The following is a 19811-nucleotide window of genomic DNA, read 5'->3' on the forward strand; positions in this document are numbered from 1 at the left end:
GCCTACGCCTCTGCCATCAGGCTTTCCACCAGCGCGACCTGGGCGGGCAGACAGACCCGTTTCAGATCATATTTCGCGATCACCTGTTCGCGGGCGTGTTGCCGGATCGCGTCGAACCGCTCTGGCTCTGCCAGGCATTCCGCCAATTGCCGCGCCCAGGCCTTCTGGTCGAAGAAATCCACCAGCAGCCCGGTCTCGCCATGGCGGATCATCTCTTCGACCGGCGCCGTGCGCGAGCCCACCACAAGGGCGCCCGCCGCCATCGCCTCGACCATCGACCAGGACAGCACGAATGGATAGGTCAGATAGGCATGCGCCCGGCTGACCTGCATCAGCCTGAGGTAATCGGCATAGGGCAGTTTGCCGGTGAAATGGATGCGGGACATATCCAGCCGGTCCCTCACCTCATTCAGGATGACATCCTTCCAGCCCCTGGCATCCTTCGGGGCCGCGCCATAGCTGACCTCGTCACCGCCGACGATCACCACCTGGGCATTCGGGCGCTCGCGCATCAGGCGCGGCAGCATCCGCATAAAGACATGATAGCCGCGATAAGGCTCCAGATTGCGGTTCACGAAGGTCAACACCTCATCCCCGGCGCGCAGAACCTGGCCCGAAGGCGTGGTGAAGCGCGCCCCCGGATCGGGGCGGACGGTATCGGTATCAACGCCGTCGAAAATCACATCGACCATAGGGCGCAAGGCCGCCGGCAGGGTCGAGGCCTGCCACAGGGTCGGCGTCATGCCCCGGTCGGCATGGATCAGCGACTGGCACAGATGCGCGGCGCGGCCCTGGGCGATCATCACCTGGTCGAAGCCGCCGGGCGAGAATTCCGGGTCGAAACCCACATCCTGGCCGGTGCCGCGATAATAGAATTCCGAATAGACCAGCAGTTTGGCCGCCGGCCAGACCTCTTTCAGAAACAACGTCTCGCCCCAACCGGAATGGCCGATGATCAGATCCGGCGAGAAGCCCTCGCGGTCGCGGATGGCGATCGCCGCGCGGGCAGCCACCACGGCGCGGTCGGAATGGGTGGTGTAATTGCGCCCCAGCCGCGTGACGCGCGGGTCGATCACCTCGGGGGTGAATTTGTAGCGCCAGGTCGGAATCCTGGTCTGGCGGTCATTCACCTGATCGGTCAGCGCCCGGCAATCATGGCCGCGCCGGACCAGCTCTGGCGCCAGATGCGGGAACTGGCCGGGGAAATTCTGATGGACGAAAAGGATCTTCAACGTGCGGCCTCCTCGGCCGTGACACGCAGCTCGCCGAAAGCGGCCTCCATCAGGGTGCGGGTGTAATCGCTGGCGGGGCGCTGAAAAATCTGTTCGGTCGGGCCGGATTCGACCACATCACCCGCCCGCATCACCATCACCTTATGCGACATCGCGCGGATCACCCGCAGGTCATGGCTGATGAAGATATAGGCCAGCCCCCATTTCTGTTGCAGCCCGCGCAGGAGATCGACGATCTGCACCTGCACCGTCATATCCAGCGCCGAGGTCGGCTCGTCCAGCACAACGAGTTTCGGGCGCAGGATCATGGCGCGGGCGATGGCGATCCGCTGCCGCTGACCGCCCGAGAACTCATGCGGGTAGCGGGTCATCGTTGCAGGGTCCAGCCCGACCTCCTGCATGATTTCCGCCACCATATCGCGGCGGTTGCGGCCTGGCTCCACCCCGTGGACGCCAAGGCCCTCGGCGATGATCTGCTCTGCCGTCATCCGGGGCGAGAGACTGCCGAACGGGTCCTGGAACACGATCTGCATATCGCGGCGCAGATCGCGCAACCCCTGGCCACGCAGCCGGGTGATATCCTTGCCCATATAGAAAACCGGCCCTTCAGAGCCGATCAGCCGCATCAGCGCCAGCGCCAGTGTCGTCTTGCCCGAGCCGCTTTCGCCGACGATTCCCAGCGTCTCACCGGCGCGGACCGAGACATTGGCGTCATTGACCGCCTTCACATGGCCGACGGTGCGCTGGAGAAAGCCTTTGGTGATCGGGAACCAGACTTTCAGATGCTCGGACCGCACCACTTCCGGCGCGTCTGCGGCCACTGGCCCGGGGCTGCCGCTGGCCTCGGCGGCAAGGAGCTTTTGCGTATAGGGATGCTGCGGATTGGCAAAGACCTCAGCCGCCGGCCCCTGTTCGACGATGACACCGTTTTGCATCACACAGACCCGGTCGGCGATGCGGCGCACGATGTTCAGGTCATGGGTGATGAACAAGAGGCTCAGCCCCTCTGACGCCTTCAGCTCGGCCAGCAATTCGAGGATCTGCTTCTGGATCGTCACGTCGAGCGCGGTGGTCGGCTCGTCGGCGACCAGCAACTCTGGCCCATTTGCCAGCGCCATCGCGATCATCACCCGCTGCCGCTGACCGCCCGAAAGCTGATGCGGCCAGGCGTTCAGCCGGCTTTCAGGGTCGCGAATGCCCACTTTGGTCAAAAGCTCAATCACCCGCGCCCGCGCTTTGGCCCCGCGCAACCCCTGGTGCAGCTCCAGGCTTTCGGTGATCTGCCGCTCGATGGTGTGGAGCGGGTTCAGGGAGGTCATCGGCTCCTGGAAGATGAAGCTGATATCGTCGCCCCGGATCTGGCGCAGCTCTGGCTCGGAGAGCTTAGCGATGTCGCGGCCCTGCCAGGAGACGGTGCCAGTGACCGTGGCATTATCCGCGAGCAGCCGCACCGTCGACAGCGCGGTGACGGATTTCCCCGAGCCGCTTTCACCGACCAGGGCCACCGTCTCGCCCTTGGCCACGGAAAAGGAAACCCCCTTCACCGCCTCGATCAAACGGCCGTCCTGGGCAAAGCTGACGCGCAGATCCTTGACGTCAAGCACGCTCATCGGAAGGTCTTTCTGGGGTCGAATGCGTCACGGATGCCTTCAAAGATGAAGATCAGCAGCGTGAGCATGATGGCAAAGGTAAAGAACGACACAAAGGCCAGATGCGGCGATTGCAGATTGGCCTGGGCCTGGCGCGACAGCTGGCCAAGGGAGGGCGCCGACAAGGGCAGGCCAAAGCCCAGGTAGTCGAGCATGGCGAGCGTGCCGATGGTGCCGGTGACCATGAAGGGCAGCATGGTCAGCGTGGCGACCATCGCATTCGGCAGCATATGGCGGAACATGATCTGGATGTCGGGCACGCCAAGCGCCCGCGCCGCCCGCACATATTCGAAATTCCGCGCGCGCAGGAATTCGGCCCGCACGACGCCCACCAGACCCGTCCAGCCGAACAGCACCAGAAGGAACACCATCAGCCAGAAGCTTTTCGCCCAGATCGCGGTCAGGATGATGATGACATAGATCGAGGGGATCGAACCCCAGAGCTCGATCACGCGCTGGAAGATGAGGTCGGTCTTGCCGCCGAAATAGCCCTGGACCGCGCCGGCCGCGATGCCGAAAACCGCGTTCAGCGCCGTGACGATCAGCGCGAAAGTAACCGAAAGGCGGAAGCCATAGATCACCCGCGCCAGCACATCGCGGCTGGCATCATCGGTGCCCAGCCAGTTCTGAGGGGTGGGGCCTGCGGGCGCCCGGCCGCCGGTATCCACGATGGTGTTGTATTGATAGGGGATCGGCGGCCAGAGGATCCAGCCTTTCTGTGCCGGCTCGCCCAGCACGGTGCCTTTCTCTTCCAGCTCGGCCATTACGGCTTCGGTATCGTAATCGCATTCCTCATTGCCGCCGGTCATAATCAGGCATTGCACCTCGGGCTGGCGGTATTTCGCCTCGGTCCTCAGCACGCCGCCAAAGGCACTTTCGGGGTAAAAGCTGAGGAACGGCGTGTAATACGCGCCCTGGTAGCGCACCAGCAGCGGCTTGTCATTCGCCACCAGCTCGGCGCCAAGCGAGAGGAGATAAAGCACCGAAAACAGGATCAGCGACCAGAAGGCCCGTTTATTGGCCTTGAAATTACGCCAGCGGCGCTGGTTCAGCGGCGAAAGTGCCATCAGCCCGCCCTCTTCGAGAAATCAATGCGGGGATCGACCAGCACATACATCAGATCCGACAGGATCCCCACCACCAGCCCGATCAGGCCAAAGGCGAAAAGCGTGCCGAACATCACCGCGAAATCGCGCTCGACCGTGGCGCGGTAGAGCAGCAGGCCCAGCCCGTCCAGGGTGAAGATCATCTCGATGATCAGCGAAGAGCCGAAGAAGACCCCGAGGAACAGGGCCGGGAAGCCCGCGATCACGATCAGCATCGCATTGCGGAAGACATGGCGGTAAAGGACGCGCCGTTCGGAAAGGCCCTTGGCACGGGCGGTCATCACATATTGCTTGCGGATCTCGTCAAGGAAGCTGTTCTTCGTCAGCAAGGTCAGCGTGGCGAAACTGGCGATCAGCTGCGCCGTGACCGGCAGGGTGATATGCCAGAGATAATCCCTGATCTTGCCGAACCACGAAAGGCTGTCCCAGTTATCCGAGGTCAGCCCCCTGAGCGGGAACCATTGCCAATAGGTGCCGCCTGCGAACAGAACCATCAACAGGATCGCAAACAGGAACCCCGGTATCGCATAGGCCGCGATGATGATCCCCGAGGACCAGGTGTCGAAGGAAGAGCCGTCTTTGACCGCCTTGCGGATCCCCAGCGGGATCGAGATGAGATAGGCGATCAGCGTCGACCACAGGCCCAGCGTGATCGAGACCGGCATTTTCTCGATGATCAGATCGACGACCGAGATTTTGCGGAAATAGCTTTCGCCAAAGTCAAAGCGGGCATAATTCCACATCATAATGCCGAAACGCTCCCAGAAGGGAATCATTTCCTTCTCGCAGGCCGGGTTGGCGGTAGAACGGCGGCCGGAGAAGCCCTCTTCGCAGATGATGCGGGCAAAGCCGAACTGTTCCTCAAGCTGGGCGCGGTACTCAGGCGACAGGCCCTGGGCCCCGGTATAGCCCGATTGCCCGGTGTCGCCGGTGCCGGCATCGCCACCCGCGCCGCTGATTCCCGCTACCGCATCGCCCGAGCCCTGCAGCCGCGCCTCGATCTGGTCAAGCGGCCCGCCCGGCACCACATTGGTCAGGGCGAAATTGATCAGCATGATGCCGAACAGAGTCGGAATTACCAGTAACAGCCGTCGCAGAATATAGGCGCCCAAGGTCGTCCTGCCTGTTCGTTCAGAGATCGGTTGGAGTAACGGTCACTGCCGCAGCGCGCCGCTGGCCTTCAGCGCGGCGGCTTTTTCCGGGTTGACCCACCACCAGCTCAGCTCTCCCGTGGAATAGGGCGGCAATTCGGCCGGGTGCTCATACATGTCGTAATAGGCGACCCAGGATTCCGGCTTGTGCCACATCGGGATGCGGAATTTGTCGGCGCGCAGCACCCGGTCCAGCGCCCGAACCGCTGTGGTGACATCATCGCGCGACTGCGCGGCCATGATCACCTCGATCAGCCGGTCGACGGCCGGATCCTGCAAACCGGCAAGGTTCCTGACCGAGACATTGGCCTCGGCCGAGCCCAGCCATTGTTTCAGCCCGGAATCGGGAAAATAATCGAACACAAAGAAGGTGTTGGTGACGTCGAAATTATATTCCGGGTTGCGGGTCCGCACCTCGTATTGCGCGGAATCGATCAGGTTCAGGCTGGCATCAATGCCCACATCGCGCAGGTTTTCGACAAAGGGCGCCAGCACCTTTTCAAAGGTCGGATTGTCGTCGAGGAATTCAAGTTTCAGCACTTCGCCCTTTGCGTTGCGGCGCATGCCGTCAGACCCCGGCTCCCATCCGGCCTCGTCCAGCAGTTCCGAGGCCCTGAGCAATGCCTTGCGGTCGGCCTGACGGTCGGCGCGCGAGACGGGTTGCATATAGGGCTCATCGGTCAGGATCGAGGCGGGCAGCAGCCCCTCATCGACCAGCGGCGTGAGCAGCGCCACCTCTTCCGGCGAAGGCGCGCCTTCGGCTTCCAGCCAGGAATTCTCCCAGAAGGAATTGATCCGCTCATAACGGCCATAGAACAGGGTGTGGTTGCTCCATTCGAAGTTGAACAGGATCGACACCGCCTCACGGACGCGCGCATCCTGCCAGATCTCGCGGCGCAGGTTGAAGACCCAGGACTGGCCATTCGAGACGCCTTCCTGCGGCAGGGTCTCTTTCTTTACCGTGCCATTCGTCACGGCCGGGAAGTTGTAGTTCTCGGACCATTGTTTCGCGACATTCTCGATGCGGAACGTATAGGCTCCGCCCTTGAAGCCCTCGAACCCGGCATTGGCCTCGGCGAAATATTCGTAGCGGATCACGTCGTAATTGTTCATGCCCTTGCCGAAGGGCAGATCCTGTGCCCAGTAATCCGGATTGCGCCGGTAGCTGATCGAGGTCGGGCTTCTCGACGGCTGCGGCACATAGGCGCCGGTGCCGAGGAAGGGGGTCATCGAGCTTTCCTCAAGATCCATGCCCTTTGCCTCGTAATCGGCCTTTGACAGCACCGGCAGCCCGCCGACCAGCGCGGGCAGATGGCGGCTTGGTACGCCTTCGCGGAAGGTGAATTTCACCTTATACGGGCCCATCACCTCGACCGAGGCGACCTGGGCCTCAAGCTGCGGGCGGAATTCGGCAAGACCCTTGGTCAGGAAGAGATTGTAGGAAAACGCCACATCATCGGCGGTCAGCTGCGAGCCATCGGAAAAGCGTACATCATCGCGCAGGTTGAAGATCACCCAGGAGCGATCCTCGGGATATTCCATCGTGGTGCACATGAGGCAATAGGCCGAGCCGATCTCATCGGCGGTGCCGGTCAGGATCCCCTCGAGCATCATCGCAGCGCCCTGGGCGGCCCGGCCCTTGACCGAGAAGGGGTTCATCGAATCATAGCCGTCCATCACGGCCTGCATGCTGATTTCGCCGCCCTTCGGGGCATTGGGGTTCACATAGGGCAGGTGGGTCATATCCGCCGGATGCAGCAGCGTGTCGGAGTTGAACGTGGCGATCCCATGCGAGACGATCACTCCGGCCTCGCCTCCGGGGATGCTGTTATCTGCGGGTTCCGGCGTGGCTTCGGGCGGGGTCCCGGGGGCGGTGGTGGTCTCCTGCGCGCGCAGTGCCTGCGCAGTTGCCAGCGCCGCGGCAAGCGACAGCGCTCCGGTCAGCAGAAAGGCCCGCATCCGCGAGAAGCGGGAGACATCCCCGGTGCTGGTTGCGACCCTGCCGCCCGCCATCCGGCTCCTGTCGTCGCCCCGTTTGCCCTTGCGATCCGCCGCTGCCGCCATTCGATCCTCCGGTTTCTGTCCGCTCCGGTCTGCAATGCTAAAGCGAGGAAAGGCGCGGGGAAAGGCGCGAATGCGTTACCCCGGCATGAGGGCCATGAAAAAGGCCGCACCAGGCGGTGCGGCCGGGAATTTCAGCGGTATTTTTCCCCGCCTGGTGGAGGGCGTCAGTTCTGCTGCTGCAGATAGGCGATCAGGTTGATCCGCTCATCCTGTTTCGGCAGGCCGGCGAAGGACATTTTGGTATTGGACGCAAAAGCCTTGGGTGCCTTCAGGAAGGCGTCCAGTGCCTCGGGCGACCACGGGGTGCCGGCATGTTCTGCCATCGAGGAGGAATAGGCAAAGCCCGCTATGCTGGCAATTTCACGATCAACCACGCCGTTCAGATGCGGGCCTGTGCCGTCGATACCATTCAGTTTGTGGCAGGCCTTGCATTTGTTGAAGACCTTCTCGCCCTTGGCGGGATCAGCGGCGGCCATCAATGCGGCTATATCGACCACTTCGGCCGTTTCCTCGCCGCCGGCGGCTGCACCGGTGTCGATCGTATAGGCCTGGGCAACCTCTTCCCCATGGCCGCCGCCAGGCGGCTCAGTGTTGTAAAGCGAAGACGCAGCCCAACCGCCCAGCAGAAGCACGAGAAGCGCTCCACAGACAGCTCCGGTCGCCTTGGTCATCGTCATTGTGTCGAACATGTCGAACGCATCCCTTGGTCGTCTTCACGGGTATTAGCCGCTTCCCTGTATGCCTTGCAAGGTGTAGGAGCGCGACCAATCGCCTCTGCGGCGCGAAACCCGCGATTTTTCAGGAGTTCATGCCATGTCCGCACCAGTCGCCGACACCGGATCCGGCCTGATTTCCTTTCAGGGAGAGCCCGGCGCCTATTCACATCAGGCCTGCGAGCAGGCACGGCCGGGGATGGCGGTGCTGCCTTGCGGCACTTTTGAGGAGGTGGTCGAATCTGTTCGTGACGGTCGGGCAGAGCTGGGGATGCTGGCGGTCGAGAACTCGACCTATGGCCGGGTGGCCGATGTTCACAGCCTGCTTCCGAATTCCGGCCTCCATATCATCGACGAGACTTTCGTGCGGGTGCATGTGAATCTGCTGGGCGTCAAAGGTGCGAAGGTCGGGGATGTGCGCGAGGCGCATGGCCATGTGGTGATCCTGCCGCAATGCGCCGGTTTCCTGAAGAAACACAGAATTCGTGGCGTGATCAGCTCGGACAATGCGAAAGCCGCGCGTGAGGCGGCGGAGGCCGGTGATCCGGCCCATGCCGCGCTGGCCAGCGAGCTGGCGGCGGGGATCTACGGGCTGGATGTGCTGGCCCGCCATATCGAGGATCACGCCAACAACACCACCCGCTTTCTGGTGATGAGCCGCGAGCCTGACCATCGGCGCCGGGCTTCCAGGATGGTCACGACCTTTGTGTTCCAGGTCAGGAACATCCCGGCGGCGCTTTACAAGGCATTGGGTGGTTTTGCCACCAATGGCGTCAACATGACCAAGCTGGAAAGTTATATGGTCGGTGGCCATTTCACCGCCACCGCCTTTTACGCCGATGTCGAGGGGCATCCCGAAGATCCGCCTCTGGCCCGCGCGCTGGAAGAGTTGCGCTATTTCACCACCGAGCTGGATATCCTCGGCGTCTACCCGGCCTCGGGTGAGCGGCGCTGAGCGGGCGGCTTTGCGTCACCCGCCTGCTTATGCCTTCAATGAGCCATGAAAACAGGCACTTCGGCGCTTTCCAGCATATTGCGGGTGGCACCGCCCAGGATCGCCTCGCGGAAACGGGAATGGCCGTAAGCCCCCATCACCAGCATCCCGGCGCCTATATCCTGGCATTGCCGCGCCAGCACATCCGAGACGCGCGGCAGGGTGCGCGCCAGCACCGAGACCTCGGCCCTGACGCCATGGCGCACCAGGAGCTGGCAGAGGCTGCCACCGGGGTCTGAGCGCTCGGGCCCATAGGCCGAAGGGTCGACCACGGTGATCACCACCTGTTCGGCCCGTTTGAGGAAGGGCAAAGCGCGCCGCGCCGCCACCATCGCCTCGCGGCCTTGATTCCAGGCCAGCACGATGCGTTTGGGCCAGGCCGATGCCAGGCCGGATTCCGGCAGCACCAGCACCGGGGCCGAGCCGTCGAACAAAGCGGCCTCCAGCACGGCCTCGCCTTCGGCGCCCTGGCCGTCGCCATAGGGCTGCGGCAGCACCACCAGATCGCTGTAGCGGGCGCGGGCGCCGACCAGCTCTCCCAGGGCGCCCAGCTGGCAGACCGCCGAATCAAGCGACCAGCGCAGATCCTGGCCCTGGGCATCAAGGGCCGCGCGCAGCTCTTTCTCGCGCGCCGCCGCCTCTTCGGCCGCCCGCTCCATCGCGACCTGCATGATCACCGCCCCGGTGCCGACATAGGCATATCCCAGCTGCGACCGGTCGATCCCGAGCGCCAGCGTCTCCAGATGCGCATCCATCGCAAGCGCGAGCGTTGCGCTGGCATCGACCGCCATGCGCGTGCCGGCATCCGGGCCGGCAATGGTGAGAAGCGATTTATAGGCCATGATCCATATCCCGCAGGGTGTTCGGAGGTTCATCCACAATCAGAACGCTAGGGCGGCAGCCACGGTTCCGCTTTGATTGAGGTCAAATTTTCGCGCGCGGCAACATGCCGCAAGACCAGGACGTGTTGACGCAGATCAAGGCGCGTGTCGCCGGACTATAGCACAATGCAGACAGTCCGGAGTCTGTCAGAGGGGAACCAACCCCGCTCAGTCGCCGAGGATATAAGACGAGGGAACGCCTTATGTGGGATTACGTCAAACTGATCGCGCTTGGCCTGATAGCGGTTCTTGCCGCCATCGCGGCCAATTTCGCGCGCGATCTGGCCTATCAGATCAATGCGATCACGGTCATGCTGGCCGCCGCCATCACCTTCGTGGTGGTGCTGCGCGGCGTCGGTGAACCGAAGGTCATCAACAAGAACGAATATATGGACGGCGTTGTCCGTGCCGGCGTGATCGCCACCGCCTTCTGGGGCATCGTGGGCTTTCTGATCGGCGTGGTCATCGCGAGCCAGCTGGCCTGGCCCTGGCTGAACTTTGAATTCCTGCAAGGTGTTGGCAACTTTGGACGTCTGCGCCCGCTGCACACCTCGGCGGTGATTTTTGCCTTTTGTGGCAACGCGCTGATCTGTACCGCCTTTTACGTTGTGCAGCGCACCTGTGCGACACGGCTCTGGGGCGGCAATCTCGCCTGGTTCGTGTTCTGGGGCTGGCAGCTGATCATCGTGCTGGCGGCAACCTCCTATGTCTTCGGCGCAAGCCAGGCCAAGGAATATGCCGAGATGCCCTGGCATGTCGACATCCTGATCACCGTCGTCTGGGTGGCCTTCCTGGCCGTCTATGCCGGCACCGTGATGAAGCGCAAAGAGCCGCATATCTATGTGGCGAACTGGTTCTATCTCGGCTTCATCATCACCATCGCGATGCTGCATATTGTGAACAATATGGCGGTGCCCGTCTCGATCTTCGGCTCGACCTCGATCCAGGTCACCGGCGGTGTGCAGGATGCCATGATCCAGTGGTGGTATGGCCATAACGCGGTGGGCTTCTTCCTGACCGCAGGTTTCCTCGGCATGATGTATTACTTTGTGCCGAAACAGGCCGAGCGTCCTGTCTATTCGTATAAATTGTCGATCATCCACTTCTGGGCGCTGATCTTCCTTTATATCTGGGCCGGTCCGCACCACCTGCATTACACCGCGCTGCCGGAATGGGCCTCGACCCTTGGCATGGTGTTCTCGATCATCCTGTGGATGCCGAGCTGGGGTGGCATGATCAACGGTCTGATGACGCTTTCGGGCGCATGGGACAAGCTGCGCACCGACCCCGTTCTGCGGATGATGGTTGTGGCCATCGGCTTCTACGGCATGGCGACCTTTGAAGGGCCGATGATGTCGATCAAAGCCGTCAACTCGCTGTCGCATTATACCGACTGGACCATCGGGCACGTCCATTCCGGCGCGCTTGGCTGGAACGGGCTGATCACCTTCGGCGCACTTTACTACCTTGTGCCGAAACTTTGGAACCGCGAGCGCCTCTACAGCCTTGCCCTTGTGTCCTGGCACTTCTGGCTGGCGACCATCGGGATCGTCCTCTACGCCTCGGCGCTTTGGGTCTCGGGGATCATGGAAGGCCTGATGTGGCGCGAAGTCGACGCGAATGGCTTCCTCGTCAACGCCTTCGCCGACACCGTCGGGGCCAAATACCCGATGAACGTGGTGCGGGTGCTGGGTGGCCTTCTCTATATGAGCGGCGCGCTGATCATGTGCTGGAACCTCTGGATGACCGTCCGGGGGCAGGAGGCGAAAGCCCCCGTCAATGCCAACAACGCCATTCCGGCCGAGTGAGCGAGGGTTAAATGTCCATTCTCGACAAACATAAGAAAATCGAAACCCACGCGACACTTTTGATGGTGCTGGCTTTCCTGGTGGTGACCATCGGGGGCCTCGTGCAGATCGTGCCGCTCTTCTACCTGGAAAACACCATCGAGAAGGTGGAGGGGGTTCGCCCCTACACCCCTCTCGAACTGGCGGGCGCGCAGATCTACAAGAATGAGGGCTGCTATGGCTGTCACAGCCAGATGATCCGCCCGATGCGCGATGAGGTGACCCGTTACGGTCACTATTCTCTGGCGGCAGAGTCGATCTATGACAAGCCGTTCCAATGGGGTTCCAAACGCACCGGACCGGATCTGGCACGGGTCGGCGGGCGCTATTCGGATGAATGGCATGTGGATCACTTTACCGATGCCAAACAGGTGGTGCCGGAAAGCCTGATGCCGCCCTATGGCTTCCTGAAAAACCGGGTGATCGACGGCAAATATATCGCCGATATGCTGGAAACCAGCCGCATCGTGGGTGTGCCTTACACCGATGACATGATCGCCAATGCCCAGGCCGATTTCCTGGCCCAGGCCAACCCGGATGCCGACAGTTCGGGTCTCGAAGAGCGCTATGGCGAGGCCGCTTTTGGCCGCGCGGTGAATGTGCGGAACTTCGACGGTTCGTCGAAGATCACCGAAATGGATGCGCTGATCGCCTATATGCAGGTCCTGGGCACGATGGTCGATTTCTCGACCTTCACCCCGGATCCGGCACGCTGAGGAGGGGCAAGGAATGGAACTCTATACTTTCCTGCGCGCAACTGCCGACAGCTGGGGCCTGTTGTTCATGTTCCTGGTGTTTGTCGGCATCGGGCTCTGGGCCTTTCGGCCCGGCTCGAAGAAGACGCATGAGGACATTGCCAGCTCGATCTTCCGCAATGAGGACCGCCCCGCAGGCGATCCTGCGGATCCCCGTAACAGCCAGCGGACGGAGGCGTGATCCATGTGCGCCAGGAAGATTACAAAGGTCGAGCATGAAGTTCCGACCACCGGCCATGAATGGGACGGGATCCAGGAATATGACAATCCGATGCCGCGCTGGTGGGTCTGGGTGTTCTATGTCACCATCGTCTGGGGCATCGGCTATACCATCGCCTATCCGGCCTGGCCCCTGCTGACCCAGGCAACCCAGGGCGTGATCGGCAACAATGAACGTGCCAATGTCGCGGCCGAGATCGCCGACTGGAACGAGAGAAATGCCGGCATCCGCAACAAGCTGGTCGAAACCGATCTGAATGCGATCGGCGGCGATCCCGAGCTTGCGGCCTTTGCCGAAAATGCCGGCGCCGCAGTCTTCCGCACCAATTGCGTCCAGTGCCACGGCGCCGGTGCGGCGGGGGTGCAGAGCCTTGGTTATCCGAACCTGCTGGATGATGACTGGCTCTGGGGCGGCACGATGGAGGCGATCCACCAGACCGTCAGCCATGGTATCCGCAACACGACCGATGCCGATGCGCGTTACAGCCAGATGCCGGCTTTCGGTAAGGACCAGCTGCTTGAAAAGCCGCAGGTCGCCGAGGTGGTCGAATATGTGTTGCAGCTCTCGGGCCAGGAGCATGACGCCACGCTGGCCTCTGCCGGGGAGACGGTTTTCGCGGAAAATTGCGCGTCCTGCCATATGGCAACCGGCAAGGGCGACCGCGAACAGGGCGCGCCCAATCTGACCGATGCGGTCTGGCTTTACGGCGGCTCGCGCGAGGCGATCGCCTATTCGGTGAACAATGCGCGCTTTGGTGTGATGCCCGACTGGGCGGGGCGGCTGTCTGAGGCCGATATCCGCGCGGTCAGCTGGTATGTCCACAGCCTTGGCGGAGGCGAGTGAGACAGGAAACGGGCCCTTCGGGGCCCGTTTCCATTTCCGGGCCCGGTTTTTCCGGGCTGAGTTTTTTTAGGGCTCAGACCGAGACAGTGGCGCGTAATGTCTCACGCGAGAGGGCGGATTTTTCGCCCTCCAGTGCGATGGTGCCACGTTTCAGGACATAGAAACGGTCGGCGAGCCCATAGGCGAAATCGAAATATTGCTCGACCAGGAGGATCGCCATATCGCCCTTTTGCCGCAGATAGTCGATCACCCTGCCGATCTGCTGGATGATATTGGGCTGGATGCCCTCGGTCGGCTCATCAAGCAGCAGCACTTTCGGACGCATGATCATGGCGCGGGCAATGGCGAGCTGCTGTTGCTGGCCGCCGGACAGGTCGCCACCGCGCCGGTGGAGGAAGTCTTTCAGGATCGGGAACAGCTCGAATGTCTCATCCGGGATGCGGTGTTCAGATTTCGGCAAAAGCGCGAAGGCGGTCTCCAGGTTTTCCCGCACGGAGAGCAGCGGGAAGATCATGCGGCCCTGCGGCACATAGCCGAGGCCTTTGCGGGCCATCGCCTGGGCGGGCACCCGCCCGATTTCCTCGCCATCCAGAATGACCTTGCCGCCCGAGCGCGGATGCCAGCCTGAAAGCGCGCGGAAAAGCGAGGTTTTGCCGACACCATTGGTGCCCATGATGCAGGTGACCTGACCGGCCAGCGCCTCGATATTCAGCCCGTAGAGGATCTGCGAGCCGCCGTAATGGAGGGTGAGGTTTTCGGTTTTCAGCATGGGCGCTCGTGCTTTCCGGCGGGCCGGGCGCGGGGGGCCAGCCCCCCGGACCCCCCGGGATATTTAAGGACAGATGAAAGGGGATCAGCGGCCAAGATAGACCTCGATCACCTGGGGGTTGGCGGTGACGTGATCGAGGGAGCCTTCGGCGAGGACGGAGCCCTCATGCAGGACGGTGACGCGGCAGTTGAGGCGGCGCACGAATTCCATGTCATGTTCGACCACCACCACGGCGCGGGTTTTCGCGAGTTCGGTGAGAAGGGTGGTGGTCTGTTCGCGCTCGGCCAGGGTCATGCCAGCAGCGGGTTCGTCAACGAGGAGGAGTTTCGGCTCCTGCGCCAGCAACATGCCGATTTCCAGCCATTGTTTCTGGCCATGGCTGAGTTCGCCGGATTTGCGCGAGAGCGCCTGGCCGAGACCGACCTGCGTGGCCAGGGTCTCTGTGCGGTCGAGATCGGGGCGGCGGGGTTTCCAGCGCAGTACGGCGAAGGGGCTGCGCGGGGCCTTCAGCGCCATGATCAGATTTTCCCGGACGGTCTGGTCTTCGAAGACGGTGGGGCGCTGGAATTTGCGCCCGATGCCGATGCGGGCGATCTGGGCCTCGTTCATCGCCAGGAGAGAACGCGAGAGCGGTCCCCACAGAACGCGACCCTCATCGGGGCGGGTCTTGCCGGTGATGATATCCATGAATGTGGTCTTGCCGGCGCCATTGGGGCCGATGATCGCGCGCAGCTCCCGCTCGCCAATGGCGAAGGATAGGTTGCGGATCGCCCTGTAGCCATCGAATGTGACCGACAGGCCGGAAGCTTCGAGAAGCGTGGCGCCAGTTGTTTGGCCAGTCATTCGCGGGCCTCTTTTTCCTGGAGGGCTCCCGGATCGGGGCCGAGCGGCGCACCGCCGCGACGGGGCGTGAGGGGACCGGCGAGGCGTTGCAACAGGCCCGCGAGGCCCTGGGGTGCGAAGAGGGTGACGCAGACGAAGCCGAGCCCCAGCAGGATCAGCCACCAGTCCACCCATTTGATGGTGTAAAAGCCCAGAGGCAGATCGGGCGCGCGGCCTCCGGTGAACCAGGACGACAGGAGCGAGACCAGCGCCGCGCCCAGCACCGCGCCCCAGAGTTGCCCCCGCCCGCCGATCGCCACCCAGACCGCGAGATAGATCGAGGCGATGGGGGCAAGCTCGGCCGGGTTGATGATGCCGGCCTGCGGATAATAGAGCGCACCGGCGATGGCGGCGATCAGGGCGGCGAGGGTGAAGACGAAGAGTTTATAGCTCTCGACCGGATAGCCCAGAAAGCGCATGCGGGTCTCGTCATCGCGGATGGCGCGGATCACAGAGCCGAATTTGCCGGAGGTGATGCTGCTCAGCAGCAGATAGCCGAGCGCGAGGGCGAGAGCGGAGGCGAGGAAGAGCCAGATCGAGATTACATCCTGGCTGGTCTGGCCGAGGCCGGGGATGTTTTGCAGCCCGGACAGCCCGTTATTGCCCCTGAGACCGGAATCGTTCTGGAAGAGCCAGAGCGCCAGCGTCAGCGTCATCGCCTGGGTCAGGATCGAGAGATAGACACCGGTGACGCGGGAGCGGAAGGCGAGCCAGCCGAAGACCAGCGCCAGCAGGCCGGGGACCAGCAGCACCAGCAGGAGTTGCAGCGGCAGGCTATGGGCGAAGCTCCAGATCGGGGGCAGTTCAGACGAGCCGACCACGCCGAAGATCTGGCTGGTGATGCCCTGGCGGATCTCCTCAGGGGTGGCGGGAAGCGGGCTGTTTGCGAGGCTGAGGATGACGATTTCCTCGGTCCTAGCATACATCAGCCACATGCCGATCATATAGCCGCCAATCGCAAAAAACGCCATGTGGCCGAGCGATAGGATACCGGTGAACCCCCAGATCAGATCCATCGCCAGCGCAACGAGGCAAAGGCACAGCGTCTTGCCCAGCGTTTTGACGAAGGAAGTGGGGATCAGCGAAAGCCCCCAGGCCTCGGACATGACGGTCACTGCGATGGTGAAAAGCGCGAGGCAGGCGAGGAAGAGCAGAACCGAGGGGTTTTTGGCGAAGAAGCTGTGTTTCATGGCTGGCGCTGCGCTTTTTGGCTGGCGTTGCGCGCGGGGGGCTTCGCGCCCCCCGGACCCCCCGCGGGATATTTAGGGACAGATGAAAGAAGACAGGTTTGGGCCAGGGCGGGGAAGGCGATGCGGAACATGGTCAGTCTCCTGCGGCGCGGCCTTTGAGGGCGATGATGCCTCTGGGGCGGAACTGGATGAAGAGGATGATGAAGAGGATCATCCAGGTTTGCGCGGCGAGGGTGTTCGAAGGGTTCAGCCATTCGATGCCCTTTTGCAGCGTGCCGATCAGCGCGGCGCCGGCCAGCGTGCCCCAGATATTCCCGACGCCTCCGACCACGACGGTCATAAAGCTTTGGACGATATAGTCATTGCCCAGTTCTGAGGTGACTTTCGCGAAAAGTCCTATGGCGACGCCCGCGATGCCCGCGATGCCGGAGCCGAGGCCGAAGGTCAGCATATTGATGCGGTCGGGATTGATGCCCATCGAGGCGGCCATGTTGCGGTTTTGCTGGACGGCGCGGACTTCGAGCCCGAGGCGGGTGCGTTTCATCACGAAAAGGATGAAGCAAAGGAACAGGGTGGCGAGGACGAAGATCGCGATGCGGATATAGCTGATGGCGATGATGTCGTTGAAGGCGAGCTGACCGTCGAGCCAGGCGGGCGCGGTCAGCGGGCGGGCCTGGGTTCCGAAGATATTCTTGGCCAGCTGTTGCAGCGCGATCGAGATGCCAAAGGTTGCAAGCAGCGTCTCAAGCGGGCGTTTGTAGAGATGGCGGATCACCAGCCGCTCCATTGCGACGCCTGCGGCGAAGGTGACCGCGAAGGCCATAGGCAGGGCGACGATGATCGAGATTGTGTAGTCGGGGATGATCAGCTGCACCACATATCCGGTATAGGCGCCCATCATGATGAATTCGCCATGCGCCATATTAATCACCCCCATCACGCCGAAAGTGATGGCGAGGCCGATGGCGGCGAGGAAATAGATCGAGGCGAGCGAGACCGCGTCCAGCGCCAGATCGGCGGCCTGCATGGCGCCGACGCGGGTGGAAATGGCACTCAGCGCGGCGCTTGCGGCGGTGGTGACGGCGGGCTCGGGCTCGGTATAGAGGTCGTAGAAGTGATAGCGGGCCAGAGTGGCGGCGACCTCGTCTTCGGTGGCGGCAGGGGGGACGGCGCCGGCCGCTTCCAGCGCGGTATAGGCGCGGTCGCGGGCGGCCTGATCGTTCAGCGCGGCCAGTTTCACACCGCCGACCTCGCCATTCGCGATATTGGCGATCAGTGCGTCGCGGGCGGTTTTGACGCTCAGTCGTTCCGGCGCGGCGCCGGCGGCGATCAGGATATCCCAGGCCTCTTCGGCGGGAATATCCGTGCCCGGGATCAGTGCGCGCGCGATATTGGCGCCGGCAGGGGGCGGGCTGTCGAAAGCGGCGCGCCTCGTCGTGGTCAGGGGCGTCAGCGCGGCGCGCAGGTCGAGGCCGGTATCGGCGCCGAAGCTTTCAATCGCTTTGACGCGCGCGGCGCTGTCAGGGTCAAAACGCAGGGTCAGAAGGCGTTCAAGCCGGTGTTTCTGCGCCAGAAGGACGGGATTGCTCTCGCCTGGAATGGCGTTTCGCAGCGGTTCCAGGTGACCCGCGCTGGCATCGCGGGCGATGGCGGTCAGCGCCTCGGCGCGGCGCGCAGGATCGGGGTCCGCGAGGGTGAACTGCACCAGAGCGGTCTGGATCAACCCGCGCACACCTGCATTCGGCTTCAGCTCGGTCATGTCGGTTTTTGCGGCAATGCCGGCCTCCGCTCCGGTCAGATCGCGGAGCGCCCAGCCATCCCCGGACGGGCGGATCAGAAAGATCACCCCATCGGATTTGCGCTGCGCGAGCCCCTTTTCCGCCCAGGCGGCAAGGATTTCGGCGGCCATCGGGTCGCCCGAGGCAGCCAGCGCGTCGATCACCGGGCCGATGCTTTGCCGCGAGGGTTTCGCGACCTGACCGGCATTGTCCAGCACGACGGCGGCGGCTTTGCCTTCGGCCTGGGCGCGGGCCGGGGTCAGCGCCAGCAACAGGGCGAAGAGGAGGAAGAGGGTGCGCATAGAACGGAGATCCGGCTGCGGGGCGGCTGCGGGAGGGCCGGGGATCGGCCCTCCCGCGTGGTAAAACCGGTCAGGGATCAGTAATTCGACTGCAATTGGACGCAGGTTTTCGTCTCGGTATTGTACATGCCGCATTTCAGATCGACCCAGTCGGAGTCGAGCACCGCCGATTCCGGCAGAAAATCGGTCCAGGCATCGCCCGGCACCGGCCCGGTCTGCGAGATGATGTCGAACTGGCCATCGGCGCGGATCTCGCCGATCAGCACCGGCTTGGTGAGGTGGTGGTTCGGCAGCAGTTTCGCCATGCCGCCGGTGAGGTTGGGCGTCTCAAGCCCGACAATCGCGTCGAGGACCGGATCGACCGCCGTGGTGCCGGCCTTTTCCACCGCCTGAACCCAGAGATTGAAGCCGATCATCGTCGCCTCCATCGGGTCATTGGTCACGCGCTTTTCGTCGCCGGTAAACGCCTTCCAGGCCTTGATGAACTCGGCATTGGCCGGGCTTTCGGCGGTTTCGAAATAGTTCCAGGCGGCGAGATGGCCGACAAGGTTCGTCGTGTCGAGGCCGGAGAGTTCCTCTTCGCCGACCGAGAAGGCGACGACGGGGATCTTGTCGGCGGTGACGCCGGCGGCGGCGAGCTCTTTGTAGAAGCCGATATTCGCATCGCCGTTGATTGTGGAAATCACGCCGACCTTCTTGCCGTCCGCGCCAAGTGCCACAACGTCAGCCACGATCTTCGACCAGTCGGAATGGCCGAAGGGGGTGTAGTTGACGAAGATGTCTTCGGCCGCGATGCCTTTCGATTTCAGATAGGCCTCAAGGATGTTGTTGGTGGTGCGCGGATAGACGTAATCGGTGCCGAGCAGCGCGAATTTCTCGATGCCGAGCTCTTCGAGGAAGTAATCCGTCGCCGGGATCGCCTGCTGGTTCGGCGCGGCGCCGGTATAGATGACGTTTTTCGACGATTCCTCGCCCTCATATTGCACCGGGTAGAACAGAAGGCCGTTCAGTTCCTCAATGACCGGCAGCACGGATTTGCGCGAAACGGAGGTCCAGCAGCCGAACATCACGTCGACTTTCGACACGGTCAGTAATTCCCGCGCCTTTTCCGCGAACAGGGGCCAGTCAGAGGCCGGGTCGACCACCACCGCCTCAAGCTGACGGCCCAGAATGCCGCCTTTCTTGTTCTGTTCGGCCACCATCATCAGGACCGTGTCCTTCAGCGTGGTTTCTGAAATCGCCATCGTGCCGGAAAGCGAATGCAGCACGCCGACCTTGATCGGCCCACCTTCGGCAAAGGCCATGCGCCCCATGCCGAGGGTAAGCGCGCTGGCGGCGATACTGGCTTTCAGAAGGGCTCTGCGTCCAAGTTTCATAGAATTCCTCACTGTTGGTTTGGGGTGATCGCCCGCTTTTCGCGGGTCTGTCGCTCAGG

General features: G+C 62.6%; 17 protein-coding genes. 5 read left to right on the plus strand and 12 right to left on the minus strand.

Annotated features, from left to right (window positions below):
* Nucleotides 1-2: 2 nt before the first annotated feature.
* The 6 genes from DRF71_RS11455 to DRF71_RS11480 all read right to left on the minus strand — a co-directional run bounded on the left by DRF71_RS11455 (nucleotide 3) and on the right by DRF71_RS11480 (nucleotide 7891).
* A complete protein-coding gene (locus DRF71_RS11455; protein ID WP_112310658.1) occupies nucleotides 3-1232 on the minus strand; it encodes a glycosyltransferase in 1230 nt (409 codons plus the stop codon).
* Nucleotides 1229-2842 carry an ABC transporter ATP-binding protein gene (locus DRF71_RS11460; protein WP_112310659.1) on the minus strand — a complete coding sequence of 538 codons (1614 nt, stop codon included), beginning with the start codon at nucleotides 2840-2842 and terminating at the stop codon, nucleotides 1229-1231. The genes DRF71_RS11455 and DRF71_RS11460 overlap by 4 nt, the downstream gene beginning before the upstream one ends.
* Nucleotides 2839-3948 carry an ABC transporter permease gene (locus DRF71_RS11465; protein WP_112310660.1) on the minus strand — a complete coding sequence of 370 codons (1110 nt, stop codon included), beginning with the start codon at nucleotides 3946-3948 and terminating at the stop codon, nucleotides 2839-2841. Before DRF71_RS11465 ends, DRF71_RS11460 begins: the two co-directional genes overlap by 4 nt.
* Nucleotides 3948-5099, minus strand: coding sequence for a microcin C ABC transporter permease YejB (locus tag DRF71_RS11470; RefSeq protein ID WP_112310661.1), 1152 nt, complete (start codon nucleotides 5097-5099; stop codon nucleotides 3948-3950). The genes DRF71_RS11465 and DRF71_RS11470 overlap by 1 nt, the downstream gene beginning before the upstream one ends.
* 42 nt (nucleotides 5100-5141) lie before the next feature.
* On the minus strand, nucleotides 5142-7202 hold the full coding sequence (locus tag DRF71_RS11475) for an extracellular solute-binding protein (protein WP_112310662.1): 2061 nt from the start codon (nucleotides 7200-7202) through the stop codon (nucleotides 5142-5144).
* Nucleotides 7203-7366: 164 nt separating this feature from the next.
* Entirely contained in the window at nucleotides 7367-7891 is a 525-nt protein-coding gene (locus DRF71_RS11480) for a c-type cytochrome (RefSeq protein WP_112310663.1), read from the minus strand.
* A gap of 124 nt (nucleotides 7892-8015) precedes the next feature.
* On the opposite strand from DRF71_RS11480, the gene DRF71_RS11485 reads away from it, so the two are divergent.
* A complete protein-coding gene (locus tag DRF71_RS11485; RefSeq protein ID WP_112310664.1) occupies nucleotides 8016-8870 on the plus strand; it encodes a prephenate dehydratase in 855 nt (284 codons plus the stop codon).
* Between the two features lie 35 nt (nucleotides 8871-8905).
* Here the strand turns inward: DRF71_RS11485 and DRF71_RS11490 are convergent, their stop codons facing one another.
* The gene (locus DRF71_RS11490; protein WP_112310665.1) at nucleotides 8906-9751 is read right to left on the minus strand and encodes a universal stress protein; all 846 of its coding nucleotides are present in this window, start codon (nucleotides 9749-9751) and stop codon (nucleotides 8906-8908) included.
* A 242-nt stretch (nucleotides 9752-9993) separates the two neighbouring features.
* On the opposite strand from DRF71_RS11490, the gene ccoN reads away from it, so the two are divergent.
* The 4 genes from ccoN to ccoP are packed head-to-tail and all read left to right on the plus strand — an operon-like array spanning nucleotide 9994 to nucleotide 13455.
* The gene (gene ccoN, locus DRF71_RS11495) at nucleotides 9994-11598 is read left to right on the plus strand and encodes a cytochrome-c oxidase, cbb3-type subunit I (protein WP_112310666.1); all 1605 of its coding nucleotides are present in this window, start codon (nucleotides 9994-9996) and stop codon (nucleotides 11596-11598) included.
* An 11-nt stretch (nucleotides 11599-11609) separates the two neighbouring features.
* A complete protein-coding gene (ccoO, locus tag DRF71_RS11500) occupies nucleotides 11610-12353 on the plus strand; it encodes a cytochrome-c oxidase, cbb3-type subunit II (protein WP_112310667.1) in 744 nt (247 codons plus the stop codon).
* Between the two features lie 13 nt (nucleotides 12354-12366).
* Entirely contained in the window at nucleotides 12367-12573 is a 207-nt protein-coding gene (locus DRF71_RS11505; RefSeq protein WP_112310668.1) for a cbb3-type cytochrome oxidase subunit 3, read from the plus strand.
* Between the two features lie 3 nt (nucleotides 12574-12576).
* A complete protein-coding gene (gene ccoP / locus DRF71_RS11510) occupies nucleotides 12577-13455 on the plus strand; it encodes a cytochrome-c oxidase, cbb3-type subunit III (RefSeq protein ID WP_112310669.1) in 879 nt (292 codons plus the stop codon).
* Between the two features lie 73 nt (nucleotides 13456-13528).
* Here ccoP and urtE read toward each other — a convergent pair whose 3' ends face one another.
* From urtE to urtA, 5 genes are all read right to left on the minus strand, one after another.
* Nucleotides 13529-14224: an urea ABC transporter ATP-binding subunit UrtE gene (gene urtE, locus DRF71_RS11515; RefSeq protein WP_112310670.1), complete on the minus strand. Its 696-nt coding sequence runs from the start codon at nucleotides 14222-14224 to the stop codon at nucleotides 13529-13531.
* Nucleotides 14225-14308: 84 nt separating this feature from the next.
* Nucleotides 14309-15067 carry an urea ABC transporter ATP-binding protein UrtD gene (gene urtD, locus DRF71_RS11520; RefSeq protein WP_112310671.1) on the minus strand — a complete coding sequence of 253 codons (759 nt, stop codon included), beginning with the start codon at nucleotides 15065-15067 and terminating at the stop codon, nucleotides 14309-14311.
* Nucleotides 15064-16296, minus strand: a complete 1233-nt coding sequence (urtC, locus tag DRF71_RS11525; protein ID WP_112310672.1) for an urea ABC transporter permease subunit UrtC — start codon at nucleotides 16294-16296, stop codon at nucleotides 15064-15066. The genes urtD and urtC overlap by 4 nt, the downstream gene beginning before the upstream one ends.
* A 133-nt stretch (nucleotides 16297-16429) precedes the next feature.
* A complete protein-coding gene (gene urtB, locus DRF71_RS11530) occupies nucleotides 16430-18376 on the minus strand; it encodes an urea ABC transporter permease subunit UrtB (protein ID WP_112310673.1) in 1947 nt (648 codons plus the stop codon).
* A 77-nt stretch (nucleotides 18377-18453) separates the two neighbouring features.
* On the minus strand, nucleotides 18454-19689 hold the full coding sequence (gene urtA / locus DRF71_RS11535; RefSeq protein WP_112311282.1) for an urea ABC transporter substrate-binding protein: 1236 nt from the start codon (nucleotides 19687-19689) through the stop codon (nucleotides 18454-18456).
* Between the last annotated feature and the right edge of the window lie 122 nt (nucleotides 19690-19811).

Source organism: Pseudogemmobacter bohemicus, from assembly GCF_003290025.1.
GTDB classification, from domain to species: domain Bacteria; phylum Pseudomonadota; class Alphaproteobacteria; order Rhodobacterales; family Rhodobacteraceae; genus Pseudogemmobacter; species Pseudogemmobacter bohemicus.